This is a genomic window from Mycobacterium gordonae (genome assembly GCF_001417955.2).
In the GTDB taxonomy this organism is placed as follows: Bacteria; Actinomycetota; Actinomycetes; order Mycobacteriales; family Mycobacteriaceae; genus Mycobacterium; species Mycobacterium gordonae_B.
Window position 1 is genome coordinate 1 of the sequence record NZ_LKTM01000350.1, and the last position, 18,022, is coordinate 18,022.

The following is an 18,022-nucleotide window of genomic DNA, read 5'->3' on the forward strand; positions in this document are numbered from 1 at the left end:
TTTGCGTTGCCGGCGATTACGACGCCGGCGATTACGACGCCGCCGTTGACGATCAGCCCGATTGGTGTGGGTGGGTTCGCGTTGCCGGACATCACGACCCCGGCGTTGACGATCCAGCCGATCAGTGTCGCCGGGTTTGCGTTGCCGGCGATTACGACGCCGGCGATTACGACGCCGCCGTTGACGATCAGCCCGATTGGTGTGGGTGGGTTTGCGTTGCCGGCGATTACGACGCCGGCGATTACGACGCCGCCGTTGACGATCAGCCCGATCAATGTGGCTGGTTTCAGCTTGCCGGATATCACGACGCCGGCGATTACGACGCCCCCGTTGACGATCGGCCCGATCGGGGTGGGTGGGTTCGCGTTGCCGGCGATCACAACTCCGGCGATTACCACGCCGCCGTTGACGTTGGGTCCGATCGGGGTGGGCGCGTCGCTGTTGCCGGACGTCACGACACAGCCCATCGTCACCCCACCGCTGACGCTCGGCCCTTTCGGCCTGGGTGCGTTCACCCTGCCGGCGGTCACCACCCAGCCGTTCACCACCCAGCCGTTCACCATTCCGCCCATTGGCTTGGCGGCCTTCACCACGCCGGCGCTCACCATCCCGAGCATTCATCTACCCAGCACCACTCTGGCGACCATCAACATCCCCGGCGGTCCGGGCTACCTCAACACGAGCGCTACCCCTTCATCCGGATTCTTCAACAGCGGCCCGGGTGGCAACTCGGGGTACGGCAACAACGGTGTCGGCCTGTCGGGCTGGTTCAACACCAATGCTGCAGGCGTTTTCGGCGGCTCGGGTTACCAGAACTACGGCAACCTCATCTCGGGCTTCTCGAACCTTGGCAGTGGCGTATCGGGCTTCGCCAATACGGGTGAATTGCTGACGAGTCTGCTTTCGGGACTTGCCAACATCGGTGATCAGCTGAACGGGATCTTCCGCATTGCAGCCTGAACGACGCACCCCAAAAGCACTGAGATGCAGTGAAAGAGAGGAAGAAAGATGAACCAGAAGTTGCGAGTACCGGTGATCGGTGCGGCGCTGGCGGCACTGGCGGTCTTGGCCGCCACCATGCTCGCTGGTTGCACTATGAATGTTCAACCCAACACTCAGAAGCCCGGACCCATGGATTCGGTCGTCGTAGTCTCACCCTCAGACGCCTAGCGGCTCGGCTCCGGACCGGGCTGACCGGGGGACGTCGCATCCGACGATCGGTGGACGACGCGATTCAACCCACGCATTGACCGCTCGGCCGACAGACAGCAACGCCACACGACGGCAACCTGATTGGCATGTCCTTCCTGACCTGCCAGCCAGAAATGCTGAATTCGGCCGCGGCCAACCTTGAGTCGATCGGCGCCGTAATGAACACCAGCAACGCCGCCGCTGCCGTCCCGATCGCCGGCGTCGTGCCGGCCGCGGCCGACGAGGTGTCGGCTCTGACCGCAGCACAGTTCGCTGCTCACGGCGCTATGTATCAGGCGATCAGCGCCCAGGCGGCGGCGTTCCACGAGCTTTTCGTGAGCACCCTCGCCGCCAGCGGCGATTGCTACGCGGCGACCGAAGCCGCCAACGCGGCAGCGGTGCGCTGAGGCATCTTCGGCACGGACCGGCGGGTCTCGTCGGCGTCGTGGGCTGGATCAACGCGGAATCTGTTGGAAAACAGGAAGTTCCACCATCGTGGACGGCGCCCACTGCGTGTCCCCCGATCAGCCGACAGACATCCGCCACTGTTGCGTCCGATCGGTGGAGTTATCGAAGCGTGATCATCCCTAACGTTCGGATGGTGACTACAGCGGTGTCAGGCGCAGCCAACCTCCAGACCCTCGACGAGCCCGTCGCATACCGCCGGTGTGCCGGCGGCAGCCGACGTTCGGCCGAAAAGTACCGGGCCACAAGGGTACTGCGCAGCACCCGGTTGCTGCGTCACCCGACCACGGCGTCCGGCCAGGCCGCGCACAGCGGATATCCCGCGGTCATCTGGTTGCTGCTGGGCGGCAACTTCGTCGTGCGCGGCGCGGGTTTCGCATATCCGTTCCTGGCCTACCACGTCGCCGGACGTCATCACGCCGCCGACGCGGTGGGCGCGGTCCTGGCCGCTTTCGGGGTGGGCTGGGCGGTCGGCCAGTTGCTGTGCGGGTGGCTGGCCGACCGGATCGGCGCGCGCCTGACGTTGGTGGCCACCATGTTGGTGGCGGCCGTAGTGCTGGTGCTGATGGCGCAGGCGTGCAGCGTGCCCGCGCTGCTTTTCGGGGCGGTGATCACCGGCATCGTGTACGACGCGCCGCGCCCGGTGCTGGGGGCCGCCATCGCCGACCTGGTTCCGGACCCGCAACGCCGCGCCAGACTCGACGCCTTCCGCTTCGGCTGGGTGGTGAGCATCGGGCGCGCCATCACCGGCGGGATCGGCGGAATGCTCGTCGGCGTGGTAGGCGTGCCGGTGCTGTTTTGGATCAATGCCGCCGGTTGCCTGACATTCGCCGTCGTCGCCGGCTGCTGTATCCCCGGCCGCCAACCCGGGTTGGCGACGACGGCGCCCAAGGCCCGAAACATCAGTTACCGCAATGCATTAGCAGACCGTCGTCTCATGCTGCTGTTCGCCTCGAGCCTGGCCACCCTGATCGCGGTCCGCGGGCTGTACGCTGCCATCCCCATGCTGATGGCCGACCGCGGTCTGGGCGCCGGTCAATTCGGCTGGGCACAACTGACGAACGCGCTGGCGGGGCTCGCGCTGACCCCGGTGATCACCCCGTGGGTCGGCAGGAAGGTGGCGGCCCGGTTCCACCCGCGGCTCGACATCCTGGCGCTCGCCGGAATATGGACAACGGCGAGCATGGGATGGGCGGCACTGGCTCACACCACCGTGGACTTCAGTCTGGCCACCGCCATGTCGACGCCCGGTGAGGTCGCCTGGTTCGTCATCGCGGCCGGCGTCGTGCACCGGATCGCACCCGTGGCCACCGGCGGCCGCTACCACGGGATCTGGTCGATGTCAGTGGCGGTGGCTTCGGTGATCGCCCCGATCCTCGCCTCCTACAGCCTGATTCACGGCGGGCACCAACTCGTGGCCATCGTCACGGTGTCGGCCGGAGCGCTCGGTGCCGCCCTGTGCCTGCCGCTGGCCCGGACCCTGAGTAAATCGGTCCACCCGCCCGCCCACCACGCCGCGTAAGGGGAGCATTCTCCTTGAGCAGCAACCAGAGTCGGAGCGCGGATACTGGGCCGGCGCGTTGGGTTTCCGGTGTGAACGCGCGCTGAGTAAGGTGTTTCGGTGGCATCGGCCAGCGATGTGGAACTCGACCGGGTGCGCAGGAACCACCAACTGCGCTCCTACCGGGTCGTCGCCGTCCTACGGATCGGTGTGCTGGCCTTTGTGATCGGCGCCATGGTCGTAGCCGCACCGCGCTACGAATGGGGTAGCCAGATCGCCCTGATCGTCCTGTACGCATTCGCCACGGTGTCTGCCCTGGTGCTGGCGTTCACGCGGTTCGACCGGCCCCGCTTCGGCGTCGGCCGGATGGAGCCGTTCGCCTTCACGGCCATCGACGTCATCGTGTTGACCGCCCTGCAATTGGTATCCAGCGACGGGGTCTACCCCTTACTGATCATGATCCTGCTGCCGGTGCTGGTAGGGGTCGACATGTCGACCCGGCGGGCGGCGGTGATCCTGGCTTTCACCGTGGTCGGGTTCGCACTCGCCGGGGTCCAGGACCATCTGCAGAAGCGGGCGATCGGCTGGCCCGACACCGCCTTCCTGTTCGGGCTGTACGCGTTCATGTGCGTGGCCGCGTTGGTGGCGGTTCGCATCGAGGAGCGCCATGCCCGCTCGATTGCCGCCCTGAGTGCGCTGCGTGAAGAGCTGTTGGGGCAGACCATGACCGCTTCTGAGGTATTGCAGCGTCGCATCTCGGAGTCCATCCACGACGGCCCGTTGCAGGATGTGCTGGTGGCGCGTCAGGAGCTCATCGAGCTGCAACTCGACGACCCCGATGACGACCGGGTCACCCGTGCGCTCACCGGGTTGCAGAGCGCGTCGGAACGCCTGCGGCAGGCCACATTCGAGCTGCACCCGGCCGTACTCGAGCAGGTCGGGCTGGCGGCGGCGGTCGAGCAACTGGCCGGGTTCACCGCCAAGCGCTCGGGGATCGAGGTGACCACCGACATCGACTACCCGATGCGCAACGAGGTCGACCCGATCGTCTTCGGTGTGGCACGGGAACTGTTGTCCAACGTGGTGCGCCACTCCCAGGCCACCAACGCCTGGGTCACGCTCGGCGTCACCGACGACATGTGCGTGCTGACCGTGGCCGACGACGGGGTAGGCGTCAACAGCGACACCATGGCGCGCCGGCTGGGAGAAGGCCACATCGGACTGGCCTCGCACCGGGCCCGCGTCGAAGCCGCCGGCGGCGCCTTCGTGTTCCTCGAAGCGGCCAGCGGTACCCGCGTCTGCGTACAGGTGCCGTTGAAGAAGTGAACCGCGCTGCGCGCAGCGGCGTTCAGTCGAGCAGTTTCTGGCGCATCGCTTCGGCGACCGCGGCCGCACGGTCACTGACGCCGAGCTTCTCGTAGAGGCGCTGCACATGCGTCTTGACCGTCGAGGGCGCCACATACAGTTCGGCCGCAATGGCCGGGATGCTCTGGCCGCGGGCGATGCGAAGCAGCACCTCGCGCTCTCGCGCGCTGAGCACCGGAGCGCTGGGGGCGGCGCGCTGACGGATCTCGCCGGCGAGCCCGCCGACGAGCGAAGGAGCCACCACATCGCGGCCCTTGGCGCAGTCGAGTACGGCCTTGACGATTTCGGTGCGCGTGGAATCCTTGAGCAGAAAACCGGCCGCCCCCTGCTGCAGGGCCTGGTACACGATCGCCGCCTCGTCGTGCGCCGAGATCAACAACACCCGGGTCGGCAGGTCGAAGTTGCGCACCGCCGCCGCCACCTGCGCGCCGTCCATCCCCGGCATGCGGTAGTCGAGCAGGGCGACATCGGGCTTGTGCGTCTTGATCAGCTCGAGCGCGGACGAGCCGTCGTCGGCCTCGCCCACCACATTCACCGAGCCGCTCAGGGAGAGCGCGCGCACCACGCCCTCGCGGAACAGCGGGTGATCGTCACCGACCACCACACGGACCTTCTCAGGGGTCGCAGCGCCGACCATGGCGAAAGTGTAGCGGCTGCCCGCAAATATCCGACCACTTTCGCCTCGCTCGCGGCGTGGCAGCTTTCCAGGATTCGGTGAGTACGGTGTTCCTGTGGCGACCAGTGACGTCGAACTGGACCGGGTGCGCAGGGTGCACCGGTTGCGCTCCTACCGGATCGCCTCGGTGCTGCGAGTCGGGGTCGTGGCGCTGATGATCGCTGCCATGCTCATCGGCACCCGGCGCTCTGAGTGGGCGCAGCAAAGTGTCCTGATCGCCCTCTACGCCGGGATAGCGGTGTGCTCGCTGGTGTTGGCGTTTGCGCCATCACGCGCGTGGATCGGCATGGGACCGCTGGTCGGGATGCGCCGACTGGAACCCTTCGCGTTCACCGCCATCGACGTGATCGCGTTGACGGGCTACCAGATGCTGTCCACCGACGGGATCTATCCGCTGCTGATCATGACCCTGTTGCCGGTGCTGGTGGGCCTGGACGTGTCAACCCGGCGGGCGGCGGTGGTGCTCGCCTTCACCCTGGTCGGTTTTGCGCTGGCGGTGGTCGAGGACCCGGTGATGGTCAGGGCGATCGGCTGGCCCGAGGCCGTCTTTCGGTTCGCCCTGTACGCGTTCCTGTGCGGTACCGCGCTGGTCGTGGTGCGCATCGAGGAGCGCCACGCGCACTCGGTCGCCGGCCTCAGCGCGTTGCGTGAAGAGTTGTTGGCGCAGACCATGACAGCCTCCGAAGTGCTGCAGCGCCGCATCTCGGAGTCGATTCACGACGGGCCGCTGCAGGATGTGCTGGCCGCGCGCCAGGAGCTCATCGAACTGGAGCTCGACCACCCCGATGACGAGCGGGTGAGCCGGGCTCTGGCGGGACTGCAGAGTGCGTCGGAACGGTTGCGGCACGCCACATTCGAGCTGCATCCGGCCGTGCTGGAAGAGGTCGGGCTGGGGGCGGCGGTGGAACAGTTGGCCGCGTTCACCGCCAAGCGCTCGGGGATCAGGGTGACCACCGACATCGACTACCCGATACGCAACGCGATCGACCCGATCGTGTTCGGTGTGGTGCGCGAACTGTTGTCCAACGTGGTGCATCACTCCCGGGCCGAGAACGCCTCGGTGACCCTCGGTATCACCGACGAGATGTGCGTGCTGACCGTCGGCGACGACGGGGTGGGGGTCAACGGCGACACGATGGCGCGGCGGCTGGGGGAGGGGCACATCGGCCTGGCTTCGCACCGCGCCCGCGTGGACGCCGCGGGCGGTACCTTCGTCTTCCTCGACGCACCCACCGGGACGCACGTGTGCGTCGAGGTGCCGCTCAAGGCTTGACGGACTCGCCTTCACAAAAGTTTCGAGCGGCCGCGTACCCGGCCCGGTACCCGAAAACCATTGCCGGACCCAGGGTTCCACCGGCGCCGCCGTAGGCCCGTCCGGTCACCCCGCCCATCGCGTTGCCCGCGGCGAACAGACCGGGAATCGGTTGGCCGCCGACATGCAACACGCGGCCGTCGGGGTCGGTCCGCGGACCGCCCTTGGTTCCCATCGACCCCACGCACACGGGTACCGCGTACAAGGGGGCGGTATCGATGGGCCCCAACGTCTTTCCGGCCAGGGTGGTGGCGCGGTCGTCACCCCAGTAGCCGTCGTACGCACTGGAGCCCCGCCCGAAGTCCGGGTCTGCGCCAGCGGCGACATTGCTGTTCCACTGCTCGATCGTGCGTGTCAGCCCAGCGGCGTCGATGCCGGTCTTGGCACTCAGCTCAGCGAGATCGGCGGACTCGCAGAACCATTCCGGCACCGGCTCACCCGGCGCGATGCCCAGAAATCCGTAGCTGCGCAGGTGAATCGAGTCGAAAACCATCCACGCGCGATCGTTGACGTAGCCGCCGCGGGGATCGAGGTAATGGAAGGCACCGGCCATCGAGTTGTACTCACCGGCCTCGTTGACGAACCGCCGGCCGGCCCGGTTGACGATGATGCTGCGCGGGCGGGTGCGTTCCAGTCGCACACTGCGGCTGCGTTGTCGACCCTCGATGGTGTCGCCGGGGATGCGCACGATCGGTACCCACCAGGCCTCGCCCATGTTCGACAGGTCCGCGCCCAAAGCCATTGCCATGCGCAGACCGTCGCCGGTGTTGTTCGGCGGCGAAACGGCACCGTGCATGGGTCCGCGCAGAAAAGCCTTGATCAGCAATGGATCCCACTCGAATCCACCGGTGCCCAGGATGACGCCGCGGCGCGCGCGCACATCCATGCTCAGTTCGGGACCGGCGATCCGTACGCCGGTGACGGCTCCGTCGTCCACGATGAGTTCGGTGGCCCGGGAGTTGGCGCACGGTGCCACCCCCACGTCCAGCAAGCCCTTGAGCAGACCGGCGATCAACGCGGTGCCGGCCACGCACAGGTCGCCGGAACGCTCCACGTCGGCATGCAGGCGGGCCCTGGTTTCGGCGTCGAACCCGACGTTGGACCAGTCGGCGGGGAACGCGGTGATACGGGTGGCCCATTCGCCGATCCGGCTCAGATCGAACGGTGCCGCGCTCAGCGAACGGCCTCCGGACGGTTGGCCGCCGGGCAGTTCGGGCTGGTAGTCGGGAAAGCCGTCGGCGATCTCGAAGCGCAGACCGCTGTATTTCTCCACGAAGTCGAGCATCGACGGCCCGGTCCGCACGAACGTCTCCACCAGGGCGTCGTCCATCGAGCCGAAAGACTGTGCGCGCAAATACCGCAACGCGTCTTCGGTTGTCAATTCCCCTGCCGGTGAACGATTATGGGCCGGAATCCAGACGATTCCACCGGACACCGCGGTCGTCCCGCCGATGGTCCCGGACTTCTCGAACACGCCGACCGTGGCACCCGCGATCGCGGCGGTCAGCGCGGCCGTCAGGCCGGCACCACCGCTGCCGAGCACGACAACATCGTATTCGTGGTCCCAGAACCGGTTTTGACGCTGCGGCATGCCTGCGAGTCCTTTCAGCTCAGCAGCGCGGACAACTGCTCCGCGGCCCTGATGACCGCGTCCTTGCCGCGCATCACCACGTCTTCGCGGTGGGAGATCAGATTGATGCAGGTCGGTGGCGCCGGCGCTGGACGTCGGACCGGCACCGCCAGGCCGTAGGTGTTCGGCTCGATCTCACCGTGAGTGGTGACCCACCCCTGCTGGCGCGCCATGGTGACCAGATCCCGCTCGGCCGGGCGCGGTGGCATGCTCGCCAGCAGCGCGATTCCCGCCGCGCCCCGGTCCAGCGGGTAGCGGCTGCCTTCGTGGAAGGCGAGCTGATAGGCGACCTGGGTCGGCACGATCACGGCGATCGCCACCTGCTCGTCGCCTTCGGCGATCAGCAGCGACACCGTGGTGCCGAGTTCGTCGGCCAGTGAGCGCAGCGTGGGCAGGCAGAGTTGCCGGACGTTGTGGTCGAACGACGCGCCGAGTGTCGCCAGCCCGGCGGCCGGACGAAAGCGGCCGTCCTCGCCTTTGGCGACCAGCCGAAACTCCGCCAGCGTCGCCAGCAATCGATATGCGATTGTGCGGTGCACACCGACCTGGTCGGCGACTTCCTGCATGGTCAGCCCACCGGAGGAGGATGCCACCAACTGCAGGGCCGTGAGGCCTCTGGCCAGCGTCTGGGAACCCGTCACGGCCTTGACAGACCTTCCGGTGAGAGCGAAGCTCTATATATAACGCACATTAGTGTGCGATATTAGCACACACAAGATGCTGAAAACGAGAACCACATTTTCACCGGAAGGAACCGTGACCGAGTTCGAAAGCGTGTGGAGCGACCTGCAGGGGGTGGCGTTCTCCCAGGGTTACCTGACGGCCGGCGGCGTCCGCACCCGCTATCTGCAGGCGGGCGACCCGAGTCAGCCGGTGCTGATCCTGCTGCACGGTTCGGGTGGCCACGCGGAGGCCTACGTACGCAACCTCGCCGCCCACGCCGAGCATTTCTGGACCTGGTCGATCGACATGCTCGGGCACGGGTACACCGACAAGCCGGGGCACCCGCTGGAGATCCGCCACTATGTCGAACACCTGATGGCGGTGGTCCGCACGATCGGGGCCGAGCGCATCCACCTGAGCGGAGAGTCGCTGGGCGGCTGGGTGGCCGCCCGCGCCGCCATCGACCATCGCGACGTCATCGACCGGTTGGTGCTCAACACCGCGGGCGGCTCGCAGGCGGACCCCGAAGTGATGCAGCGGATCATCACGCTGTCCATGGCCGCCGCCGAGGACCCGACGTGGGAGACGGTCCAGGACCGCATCAAGTGGTTGATGGCGGACAAGTCGAAGGGTTACGACGACCTGGTCGCCAGCCGGCAACGCATCTACCGGCAGCCGGGTTTCGTGGCGGCGATGCGCGACATCATGGCGCTGCAGGATCCGCAGATCCGGGCGCGAAACCTGTTGGGGCCAGAAGAATACGGGGTAATCACCGCGCCCACGCTGGTCCTGTGGACCAGTGATGACCCCACCGCTGACGTACCCGAAGGGCGCCGCATGGCGTCGATGATCCCGGGCGCCCGCTTCGAGGTCATGCCCGGTTGCGGTCACTGGCCACAGTACGAGGACGCCAAGACCTTCAACCGCCTGCACCTCGACTTCCTGCTGGGCCGCTGATGACCGGGCACGGGACTGACGTCGACGTACTCGTCGTGGGTGCCGGGCCGGTCGGTCTGACCCTCGCCAATATCCTTGGCCTGCAGGGTGTCCGGACCCTGGTGGCCGAGGAACGCGCGACCCTGATCGACTACCCACGCGGGGTGGGCCTCGATGACGAGGGTCTGCGCACCTTCCAGTCCATCGGTCTGGTGGAACAGGTTCTGCCGCACACCGTCCCGAACCAGATCCTGCGGTTCTACGACGCGAAGCGGCGAGTGCTCGCCGAAATGGCGCCGCCGGACGCGCAATTCGGCTGGCCCAAGCGCAACGGGTTCGTCCAGCCGTTGGTGGACGCCGAATTGTTGCGCGGCCTGGACAGGTTCGCCCACGTCCAGGTGCGGTGGAGCAGCCCGATGGTCCGGTGTGCGCAGGGCGGTGACGCGGTGCGTGCCGAGTTGGGCGGTGCGGACCCGGTGCCGGTGCGCGCACGGTACGTCGTCGGCTGCGACGGCGGGCGCAGCGTCACCCGCGGCGTGATGGGCGTGTCTTTCGACGGCACCACATCGCCGACCAGATGGCTGGTCGTCGACATCGCCCACGACCCGCTGGGTCACCCGAACAGCGAAGTGGGGGCCGACCCGGAACGCCCGTACGCCTCCATCTCGATCGCCCACGGAATCCGGCGGTTCGAGTTCATGATTCACGCCGACGAGACCGACGAACAGGCCGAGGACCCAGCGTTCCTGCGCCGGATGCTGGCGCGCATGGTGCCCTATCCCGATCGGGTCGAGGTCATCCGCCGTCGGGTCTACACCCACCACTCGAGGATCGCCGGCAACTTCCGCAGTGGCCGGATGCTGCTCGCCGGGGACGCGGCGCACCTGATGCCGGTGTGGCAGGGGCAGGGCTACAACAGCGGCATCCGCGATGCCGCCAATCTCGGCTGGAAGTTGTCCGCGGTGGTCCGGGGCCGGGCAGCCGAGCCGTTGTTGGACACCTACGACGTGGAGCGGCGCAAGCACGCGCGGGCGATGATCGACCTGTCCACCATGGTGGGCCGGGTCATCTCGCCGACCAATCGCCGCGTCGCCAGGGCGCGTGACGCGGTGATCCGGTCGGCATCAATTGTGCCGTCGCTCAAGCGGTATGTGCTGGAGATGAGGTTCAAGCCGATGCCTCGTTACGAGCACGGCGCGGTGGCGCATCCGGCCGGCGTGGCCCCGCGGCCCGGTTCGCCGACCGGCACTCTGTTCATTCAGCCTCGCGTCGACACCCGCACGCAGCGCGACGTCCTGCTCGACGACGTGCTGGGCAACTGGTTCGCCGTGCTGTGCTGGAACAACGACCCACGCAAAGTCCTCGGCGAGGCCGCGTTCGCAGACTGGAAAGGCCTGGGAGCGCGCTTCATTGCGCTGCGACCGTTGACGCAGCTGGGGTGGACCGGGCAGGACGACGCCGACGTGGTGGTCGTCGGTGACCGCGGTGGGCACCTCAAAGCCTGGTTCGATCACCACGAAGAGTCGGTGGTGTTCCTGCGGCCCGATCGGTGTATCGCCGGTGCCTGCATTGCGCAGCGCTCTGCCGAGTTGAGCGCCGCCCTGATCGATGCGCTCTCGCTGACTCCGCGAGGGGGTGAATCGGACAGTGCCACTGGCTCTTTGCTGTATGTCCCACAGCCCGCTGCTGAATCTACCGGGGCCGCCGCGGAATCTGCTTGACGACGTCGAGGCCGGGATCTCGCGGGCCCGGGACTTCGTCTCCGCCTTCGATCCCGAGCTGGTGGTCATCTTTTCCCCGGACCACTACAACGGGTTTTTCTACAAGGTGATGCCACCGTTCTGTATCGGCCTGCAGGCCAACGGAGTCGGTGATTACGGCACCTATGCCGGCCCGTTGCCCGTCGCGGAGGACGCCGCCGGGCAATGCGTGCAGGCCGTCCTGGATGCCGGCGTCGACGTGGCGGTATCGGCGAGCATGGACGTCGACCACGGCACGGTCCAGCCGCTGGAGAAGCTCTTCGGTTGTGCCACCGCACTTCCCGTGATCCCGGTCTTCATCAACGCCGTGGCGGAGCCGCTGGGCCCGCTGCGCCGGTGCCGGTCCCTGGGTACCGCGGTAGGCAGTTTCGTTGCCGCCCTGGACAAGAGGGTGCTGGTGCTCGGATCGGGCGGGTTGTCGCACAGCCCTCCGGTGCCCACCCTCGCGACCGCGGCCGCGTCCCAGTTGCGGCGGATCGTGCACGGTGAGCCGCTGAGCGCCGAACAGCGTCAGGCCCGGCAGGCCCGGGTGATCGAGGTGGCGAGGAGTTTCGCCGGTGGTGCCGGCGATCTGCAACCCCTCAACCCCGCTTGGGACCAGCGCTTCCTCGACATCGTCGACAGCGGATATCTTGCCGATCTCGATGGCTGGTCGAACACGTTCGTGACGCGTGAGGGCGGCAGTTCGGCGCATGAAATCCGGACCTGGATCGCGGCTTTCGCGGCACTGGCGACGGCCGGAAGCTATCGGAGCACTGTGCGCTACTACCGGGAGGCCGCCGACTTGATCGCCGGATTCGCCATTCGGACGGCGGAGCCGACCGAATGACGTCGTTCGATGACTTCGATCACGTGGCGGACGTGCTGATCGTCGGTTCCGGTGGCGGTGGTATGACGGCGGCGCTGACCGCGGCGGCACACGGACTGGACGCGCTGGTGATCGAGAAATCGCCACAGTTCGGGGGGTCCACCGCCCTGTCCGGCGGCGGTATCTGGGTGCCCGGTGCCCCCGCGCAGCGCCGGGCGGGCTATTCACCGTCGCCGGAGGAAGTTGTCCGCTACCTGCGGCAGATCACCGAGGGCCTGGTCAGTGACGCGCGGATCCGCCAATACGTCGAATCCGCGCCGCGGATGCTGGAGTTCCTGGAAGGACTCAGCCCATGGCTCGAATTCGTCTGGAAGCCAGGCTATGCCGACTACTATCCAGAGCTGCCGGGTGGATCCGAACTCGGCAGCACCATCAACGTGCCGCCGATCGACCTACGGGAACTCGGCGACGACGAGCCTCACCTGCTGCAGCCGCTGGCGTTGGCGCCCAGGGGGATATGGCTGGGGCCCAAGGAGTTGCGTTCCTTCTATCTGATCCGGCAGTCCTGGGCCGGCAAAGCCGTTCTGGTCAAGTTGATTTCGCGGATGGTGCGGGCGCGGGTGTTCGGCGAGCGGATCGCCGCCATCGGACAGTCGTTGGCCGCGCGGCTGCGACTGGCGATGAAGGAGTGCGGCATCCCACTGTGGCTGGACACGCCGTTGCGGAACCTGCTGACCGACTCCGACGGATCGGTGATCGGTGCCCGGGTGCACCGCGCCGGCAAGCCGGTGCGGATCGGGGCGCGCGGCGGTGTCATCCTCGCCTCCGGCGGTTTCGATCACGACATGGCCTGGCGCAAAGAGCATCAACCGGTGGTGGACCAGGACTGGAGCTTCGGCAACCCGGCCGCAATGGGGGACGGCATCCGCGCCGGGCAGCAGGTCGGCGCCGCCGCGGATCTGCTGGACGAGGCGTGGTGGTTTCCCGCCATCCAATGGCCGGACGGGCGAATGCAATTCATGCTCAACGAGCGGATGATGCCCTCGCAGTTCATCGTCAACGGGGACGGCAGGCGGTTCATCAACGAAGCGGCGCCATACATGGATTTCGGTCACGCCATGATCGATGGCCATAAGACCGGGGTCACGCATATCCCGTGCTGGCTCATCACCGATCACCGGTCCTTCAACCGCTACGTCGTCGGCGGGCATCTGCCGATACCGAAGATTCCCGGCGCGCCGGTGCCCACCGGACGCAAGGTCCCGAAAGCGTGGCTGCAATCCGGCGTCGTCAAAGCGGCCTGCGGCTGGGAGGAATTGGCGACCAAGATCGATGTTCCGGCAGCACAACTGCGGGCCACCGCGACCCGCTTCAACGAACTGGCCCGCGCCGGGCACGACGACGACTTCAACCGTGGCGACAGCGTCTACGACAACTACTACGGCGACCCCACGCTGCCCAACCCCAACCTGTATCCGCTGGGCGACCCTCCCTATTACGCCTTCCGCATCGTGCCGGGCGACCTCGGCACGTCCGGCGGCCTGCGCACCGACGAGTTCGCCCGGGTGCTGCGATCCGATGACACCGTCGTGCCCGGTCTCTACGCGGTGGGTAACACCGCGGCACCGGTCATGGGACGCAGCTACGCCGGCGCCGGGGCGACCATCGGCCCCGCCATGACCTTCGGCTTCGTCGCCGCCAAACACGCAGCCGCACAGACCCTTAACTCTCCTAGGAGGTAACGATGAAGATTTCCCTGTTCTACGAGTTCGCCCTGCCCAGGCCCTGGGTCCCCGACGACGAGCGGCAAATGCTGCAAGACTGCCTGGACGAGGTCGAAGCCGCCGACAAGGCCGGCTTCTCCACCGTCTGGCTCACCGAGCATCACTTTCTCGAGGAGTACTGCCACTCCACGGCGCCGGAGATGTTCCTGGCCGCGGCGAGCCAGCGCACCGAGAACATCCGGCTGGGCTTCGGCATCATGCACCTGCCGCCGGTCGTCAACCACCCCGCCCGGGTTGCCGAACGCATCGCCACCCTGGACCTGATCTCCAACGGCCGAGTCGAATTCGGCACGGGTGAGTCCTCCTCGGTCGGTGAACTCGGCGGCTTCAACATCGACCCCGCCGACAAGCGCGCGCAGTGGGAGGAGGCGCTGGAGGTCTCCATTCGCTGCATGGTCGAAGAGCCCTTCACCGGCTTCAAAGGCGAACACATCGAAATGCCGGCCCGCAACGTCATCCCCAAGCCGCTGCAGAAGCCCCACCCGCCGGTCTGGGTCGCCTGCACACGACCCGCCAGTGTGCAGATGGCGGCCCAGAAATGCATCGGCGCATTGAGTTTCGCCTACACCGGACCCGGACCCCTGGCCGAGCGGGTGAATGGCTACTACAAGGAATTGGAAGAGAACGGAGTCCCGGTGACCCCGCAGATCAACCCCAACATCCTGGCCATCGGCGGTGACCTGTCGATGATGGTCGCCAAAACAGATGACCTGGCGCTACAGCGCCTCGGCAAGGGCGGCGGATTCTTCTCCTTCGGCATCATGCACTACTACATGACCGGGGTGCACACACCCGGACGCACCGGGGTGTGGGACCGCTATCTCGAGGAGGTGGACAAGGACCCGACGCTGGCCTACGGTCCGGGGCGCGGCGCGATCGGATCACCGGCCACCGTGCGAGAGTTCCTGCGTGGCTACGAGGAGAGCGGCGTCGACGAGATCATCCTGCTGCTCAACCCGCGCAGTCACGAGGGCACCATGGAATCCATCGAGTTGATGGGCAAAGAGGTACTGCCCGAATTCATCGAGCGTGACGAGAAAGCGGTGGCCGAGAAGGCCGCGAGACTGGCGCCGGTGATCGAGAAGGTGGAGGCGCGCCGGCCCGAGTCGACGATTCCGCCGTTCGACGAAAACTACTCGTTCGGCGGGTTGCCGACCGGGCGCGGCGGTAAGTTCACCGCCAGTGAGATCCCCGAGGCCATGGCCGAGATCAACGAAGGCCGGGTACAGGCGGCGCAGCGGTTGAAGGAGCAGCAGGCCAAGTGACACCGAAGACCTGCTGACCAGTGGCGCGTATCGAGGAGTTGTGGCGCTACGACGGTCGCCGTGCCGTGGTGACCGGTTGTGCGTCGGGCATCGGCGCCCAGGTCGCGCAGCAGCTCAGCGAGCTCGGTGCGCAGGTGATCGGACTGGACCGCTCACCAGCCCCGGGAGTCAACGACTTTCGTCAGGTCGATCTGTCCGACCGGACATCGATCGACCGGGCTGCCGCGTCGATCGAAGGGCCGGTCGACGCGCTGTTCAACCTCGCCGGCGTCTCCTCGGGGATCGGCGACCCGCTACTGGTGGTCACCATCAACTTTCTGGGATTGCGGCATCTCACCGAAGCCTTGATACCGCGGATGCCTGCAGGTTCGTCGATAGTGAGCGTGTCGTCACTGGCAGCGGCATCCTACCGGGAGCACGGGCAGCAGGTTGCCCCGCTGCTGCGCACCGCGACGATGCACGAGGGGCTGCGTTGGTGCGAAAGACATCTCGACATGCTGGGCAACGGCTACCAACTGTCCAAGGAAGCGATCATCCTGTACACCATGTCCAGCGTCGTCGAACTCGGTAAGCGGGGCATCCGGATCAACTGCACCGGACCCGGGGTCACCGAAACCCCGATCCTCGACCAGCTGCGCACCGCGTACGGACCGTCCTACCTCGACGGCATCGCCAAGCCGCTGGGGCGGGTCTGCGACGCGGCCGAGCAGGCCGCGGTGCTGGTGTTCCTCAACAGCAGGGCGGCCAGCTACATTTCCGGTCAGGTCGTGTGGGTGGACGGCGGAAACGTGGGCGCCACCATCGCCGCTGAACTGGAGGAGGGACGGGCCTGATGGCTGACATGAACGACTTCCGCCGGGCCGCAGAGGATCTCAGCAACTGGGGCAGGTGGGGTCCGGACGACGAGCTGGGCACCCTGAACTTCATCACCCCGGAGAAGGTCCGCCGGGCGGCCGGCCTGGTCCGGCACGGCAAAGTCTTCCCGCTCGGCGTGGACTTCGGTTCGTCCGGTCCGCAGGGCGCTTTCGGATTCCGGCACAATCCCATTCACGTGATGACGGTCGACGGAGGCGACGCGCATTCGCTGGCACGATACGGGCCCGGGTGGGACAAGAATCCCACCGCCGCGCAGCTGAGCGGTTACCTGGCCGACAACCCGTTCCGGTTCAACGACGACATGGTCATCATGCCCCTGCAGGCCGCCACTCAGTGGGATGCGCTGTCCCACGTGTATTACGAGGACCAGCTCTACAACGGCTTCCCGGCGGACTCGGTGACCAGCCTGGGCGCGTTCCATTGCGGTATCGACAAGGTCGACGTCAAGGGCATCACCTCGCGCGGGGTGCTGTTGGACCTGGTGCGCCACCGCGGCGCCGAAGTGTTTCTCGAACACGGAAACCCGATCATGCCGGCGGAATTGGACGACGTGGCCCGGGCGCAGGGCGTGCAAATCGAGAGCGGCGACATCGTCCTCATCCGAACCGGTTGGTGGGCAAGGTTTCTGATGACCGGCGACAAGGTCGAACCGTACTCCGGACTGGACTGGCGCTGCGCCCACTGGCTGCACGACAACGAGGTGGCCGCGGTAGCCGCCGACAACCTGCAGGTCGAGGATCCGGTGTCCGGAGTCGAGGGATTGTTCCTACCGTTCCATCTGTTGTGCCTGCGCGATATGGGGCTGATGCTCGGCGAGTACTGGGATCTGACCGCGCTGGCCGAAGACTGCGCGGCCGACGGTGTGTACGAATTCCAGCTCGTCGCGCCGCCACTGAGATTCACCGGCGCCGTCGGCTCTCCGGTGAACCCGATCGCGATCAAGTGATGGACGTGCATCGCAGGACCGTCGAGATCGACGGTCTGGCAACGAGTTATCTGGAGGCCGGCAACGGCGATCCCCTGGTGCTGCTGCACGGCGGCGAGTTCGGCGCCAGCGCCGAGCTGGGCTGGGAACGCAATATCGGCGCACTGGCCGTGCGTCACCGGGTGCTCGCGCCGGACCAGCTCGGCTTCGGGCAGTCGGCCAAAGTCATCGATTTCGTCAACAGCCGGGCGATGCGGATCCGGCACGTGGCACGGTTCTGCCAGGTGCTCGGCATCGACTCGGCCCACTTCGCCGGGAACTCCATGGGCGCCATCAACCTGCTCAGCGACGCCACCTCAGCGGCGCCGGTGCTACCGGTGCGCAGCATGGCGATTATCTGCGGCGGCGGCGAGATTCAGCAGAATCACCACTTCGAGGCGCTGCAGCAATACGACGCCACGCTGCCCGCCATGCGCAACATCGTCGAAGCGCTGTTCTATGACCCCGCCTACCCGGCCGATGAGGACTACGTGTGGCGCCGCTTCGAATCGAGCACCGCGCCGGGCGCGTGGGAGGCGGTGGCGGCGGCGCGCTTCCGGCGTCCCAACGCACCGCCACCCGCGGTACCGGCTGCTGCCCGGGCCTATGAGCGCATCCAGGTGCCGACGTTGGTAGTCGAGGGGCGCGGCGACAAGCTGCTGCCGCCGGGATGGGCTGCCGAGATCGCCGGTCAGATAGACGGCGGGCGGTCGGTGGTCATCGACGACGCGGGGCACTGCCCGCAGATCGAGCAGGCGCCGGCGGTCAACGAGTTGCTGCTGGGGTTCTTCGCCGACGGGGCGCAGCGGCGCTGAAATGCCGTCTG

The 18,022-nt window shown here is 67.0% G+C and carries 15 protein-coding genes and 1 pseudogene; 13 read left to right on the forward strand and 3 right to left on the reverse strand.

Annotation, left to right across the window (positions count from 1 at the left end; genetic code table 11):
• The 4 genes and pseudogenes from AO501_RS39675 to AO501_RS26190 all read left to right on the forward strand — a co-directional run.
• Nucleotides 1–960: pseudogene (locus tag AO501_RS39675) on the forward strand (PPE family protein); the annotation flags it as partial.
• Nucleotides 961–1,298: 338 nt separating this feature from the next.
• On the forward strand, nt 1,299–1,598 hold the full coding sequence (locus AO501_RS26180) for a PE family protein (protein ID WP_055580498.1): 300 nt from the start codon (nt 1,299–1,301) through the stop codon (nt 1,596–1,598).
• A 311-nt stretch (nt 1,599–1,909) separates the two neighbouring features.
• Entirely contained in the window at nt 1,910–3,178 is a 1,269-nt protein-coding gene (locus AO501_RS26185) for an MFS transporter (protein WP_371935034.1), read from the forward strand.
• Nucleotides 3,179–3,277: 99 nt separating this feature from the next.
• Nucleotides 3,278–4,483 (forward strand): sensor histidine kinase, encoded by a 1,206-nt coding sequence (locus AO501_RS26190; RefSeq protein ID WP_055580499.1) that lies wholly within the window; start codon nt 3,278–3,280, stop codon nt 4,481–4,483.
• Nucleotides 4,484–4,505: 22 nt separating this feature from the next.
• Here the strand turns inward: AO501_RS26190 and narL are convergent, their stop codons facing one another.
• Nucleotides 4,506–5,159 carry a two-component system response regulator NarL gene (gene narL / locus AO501_RS26195; protein WP_055580500.1) on the reverse strand — a complete coding sequence of 218 codons (654 nt, stop codon included), beginning with the start codon at nt 5,157–5,159 and terminating at the stop codon, nt 4,506–4,508.
• A gap of 94 nt (nt 5,160–5,253) precedes the next feature.
• On the opposite strand from narL, the gene AO501_RS26200 reads away from it, so the two are divergent.
• Nucleotides 5,254–6,471 carry a sensor histidine kinase gene (locus tag AO501_RS26200; protein WP_055580501.1) on the forward strand — a complete coding sequence of 406 codons (1,218 nt, stop codon included), beginning with the start codon at nt 5,254–5,256 and terminating at the stop codon, nt 6,469–6,471.
• Here AO501_RS26200 and AO501_RS26205 read toward each other — a convergent pair.
• Nucleotides 6,461–8,101, reverse strand: coding sequence for an FAD-dependent oxidoreductase (locus AO501_RS26205; RefSeq protein WP_055580502.1), 1,641 nt, complete (start codon nt 8,099–8,101; stop codon nt 6,461–6,463). The two genes, AO501_RS26200 and AO501_RS26205, sit on opposite strands and share 11 nt — an antisense overlap.
• 14 nt (nt 8,102–8,115) lie before the next feature.
• On the reverse strand, nt 8,116–8,781 hold the full coding sequence (locus AO501_RS26210; protein ID WP_055580503.1) for an IclR family transcriptional regulator: 666 nt from the start codon (nt 8,779–8,781) through the stop codon (nt 8,116–8,118).
• Between the two features lie 115 nt (nt 8,782–8,896).
• Between AO501_RS26210 and AO501_RS26215 the strand changes: the two genes are divergently transcribed.
• The 8 genes from AO501_RS26215 to AO501_RS26250 are packed head-to-tail and all read left to right on the forward strand — an operon-like array spanning nt 8,897 to nt 18,011.
• Nucleotides 8,897–9,760 (forward strand): alpha/beta fold hydrolase, encoded by an 864-nt coding sequence (locus AO501_RS26215; protein ID WP_055580504.1) that lies wholly within the window; start codon nt 8,897–8,899, stop codon nt 9,758–9,760.
• Nucleotides 9,760–11,460 carry a bifunctional 3-(3-hydroxy-phenyl)propionate/3-hydroxycinnamic acid hydroxylase gene (locus AO501_RS26220; RefSeq protein ID WP_055580505.1) on the forward strand — a complete coding sequence of 567 codons (1,701 nt, stop codon included), beginning with the start codon at nt 9,760–9,762 and terminating at the stop codon, nt 11,458–11,460. The genes AO501_RS26215 and AO501_RS26220 overlap by 1 nt, the downstream gene beginning before the upstream one ends.
• On the forward strand, nt 11,408–12,328 hold the full coding sequence (locus tag AO501_RS26225; RefSeq protein WP_055580506.1) for a 3-carboxyethylcatechol 2,3-dioxygenase: 921 nt from the start codon (nt 11,408–11,410) through the stop codon (nt 12,326–12,328). Before AO501_RS26220 ends, AO501_RS26225 begins: the two co-directional genes overlap by 53 nt.
• The gene (locus tag AO501_RS26230) at nt 12,325–14,049 is read left to right on the forward strand and encodes an FAD-binding protein (RefSeq protein WP_055580507.1); all 1,725 of its coding nucleotides are present in this window, start codon (nt 12,325–12,327) and stop codon (nt 14,047–14,049) included. Before AO501_RS26225 ends, AO501_RS26230 begins: the two co-directional genes overlap by 4 nt.
• 2 nt (nt 14,050–14,051) lie before the next feature.
• Nucleotides 14,052–15,356: an LLM class flavin-dependent oxidoreductase gene (locus tag AO501_RS26235; RefSeq protein WP_055580508.1), complete on the forward strand. Its 1,305-nt coding sequence runs from the start codon at nt 14,052–14,054 to the stop codon at nt 15,354–15,356.
• Between the two features lie 20 nt (nt 15,357–15,376).
• Nucleotides 15,377–16,189 carry a coniferyl-alcohol dehydrogenase gene (locus AO501_RS26240; protein WP_055580509.1) on the forward strand — a complete coding sequence of 271 codons (813 nt, stop codon included), beginning with the start codon at nt 15,377–15,379 and terminating at the stop codon, nt 16,187–16,189.
• A complete protein-coding gene (locus AO501_RS26245; RefSeq protein WP_055580510.1) occupies nt 16,189–17,178 on the forward strand; it encodes a cyclase family protein in 990 nt (329 codons plus the stop codon). Before AO501_RS26240 ends, AO501_RS26245 begins: the two co-directional genes overlap by 1 nt.
• Entirely contained in the window at nt 17,178–18,011 is an 834-nt protein-coding gene (locus AO501_RS26250) for an alpha/beta fold hydrolase (RefSeq protein ID WP_055580511.1), read from the forward strand. The genes AO501_RS26245 and AO501_RS26250 overlap by 1 nt, the downstream gene beginning before the upstream one ends.
• Nucleotides 18,012–18,022 lie beyond the last annotated feature (11 nt).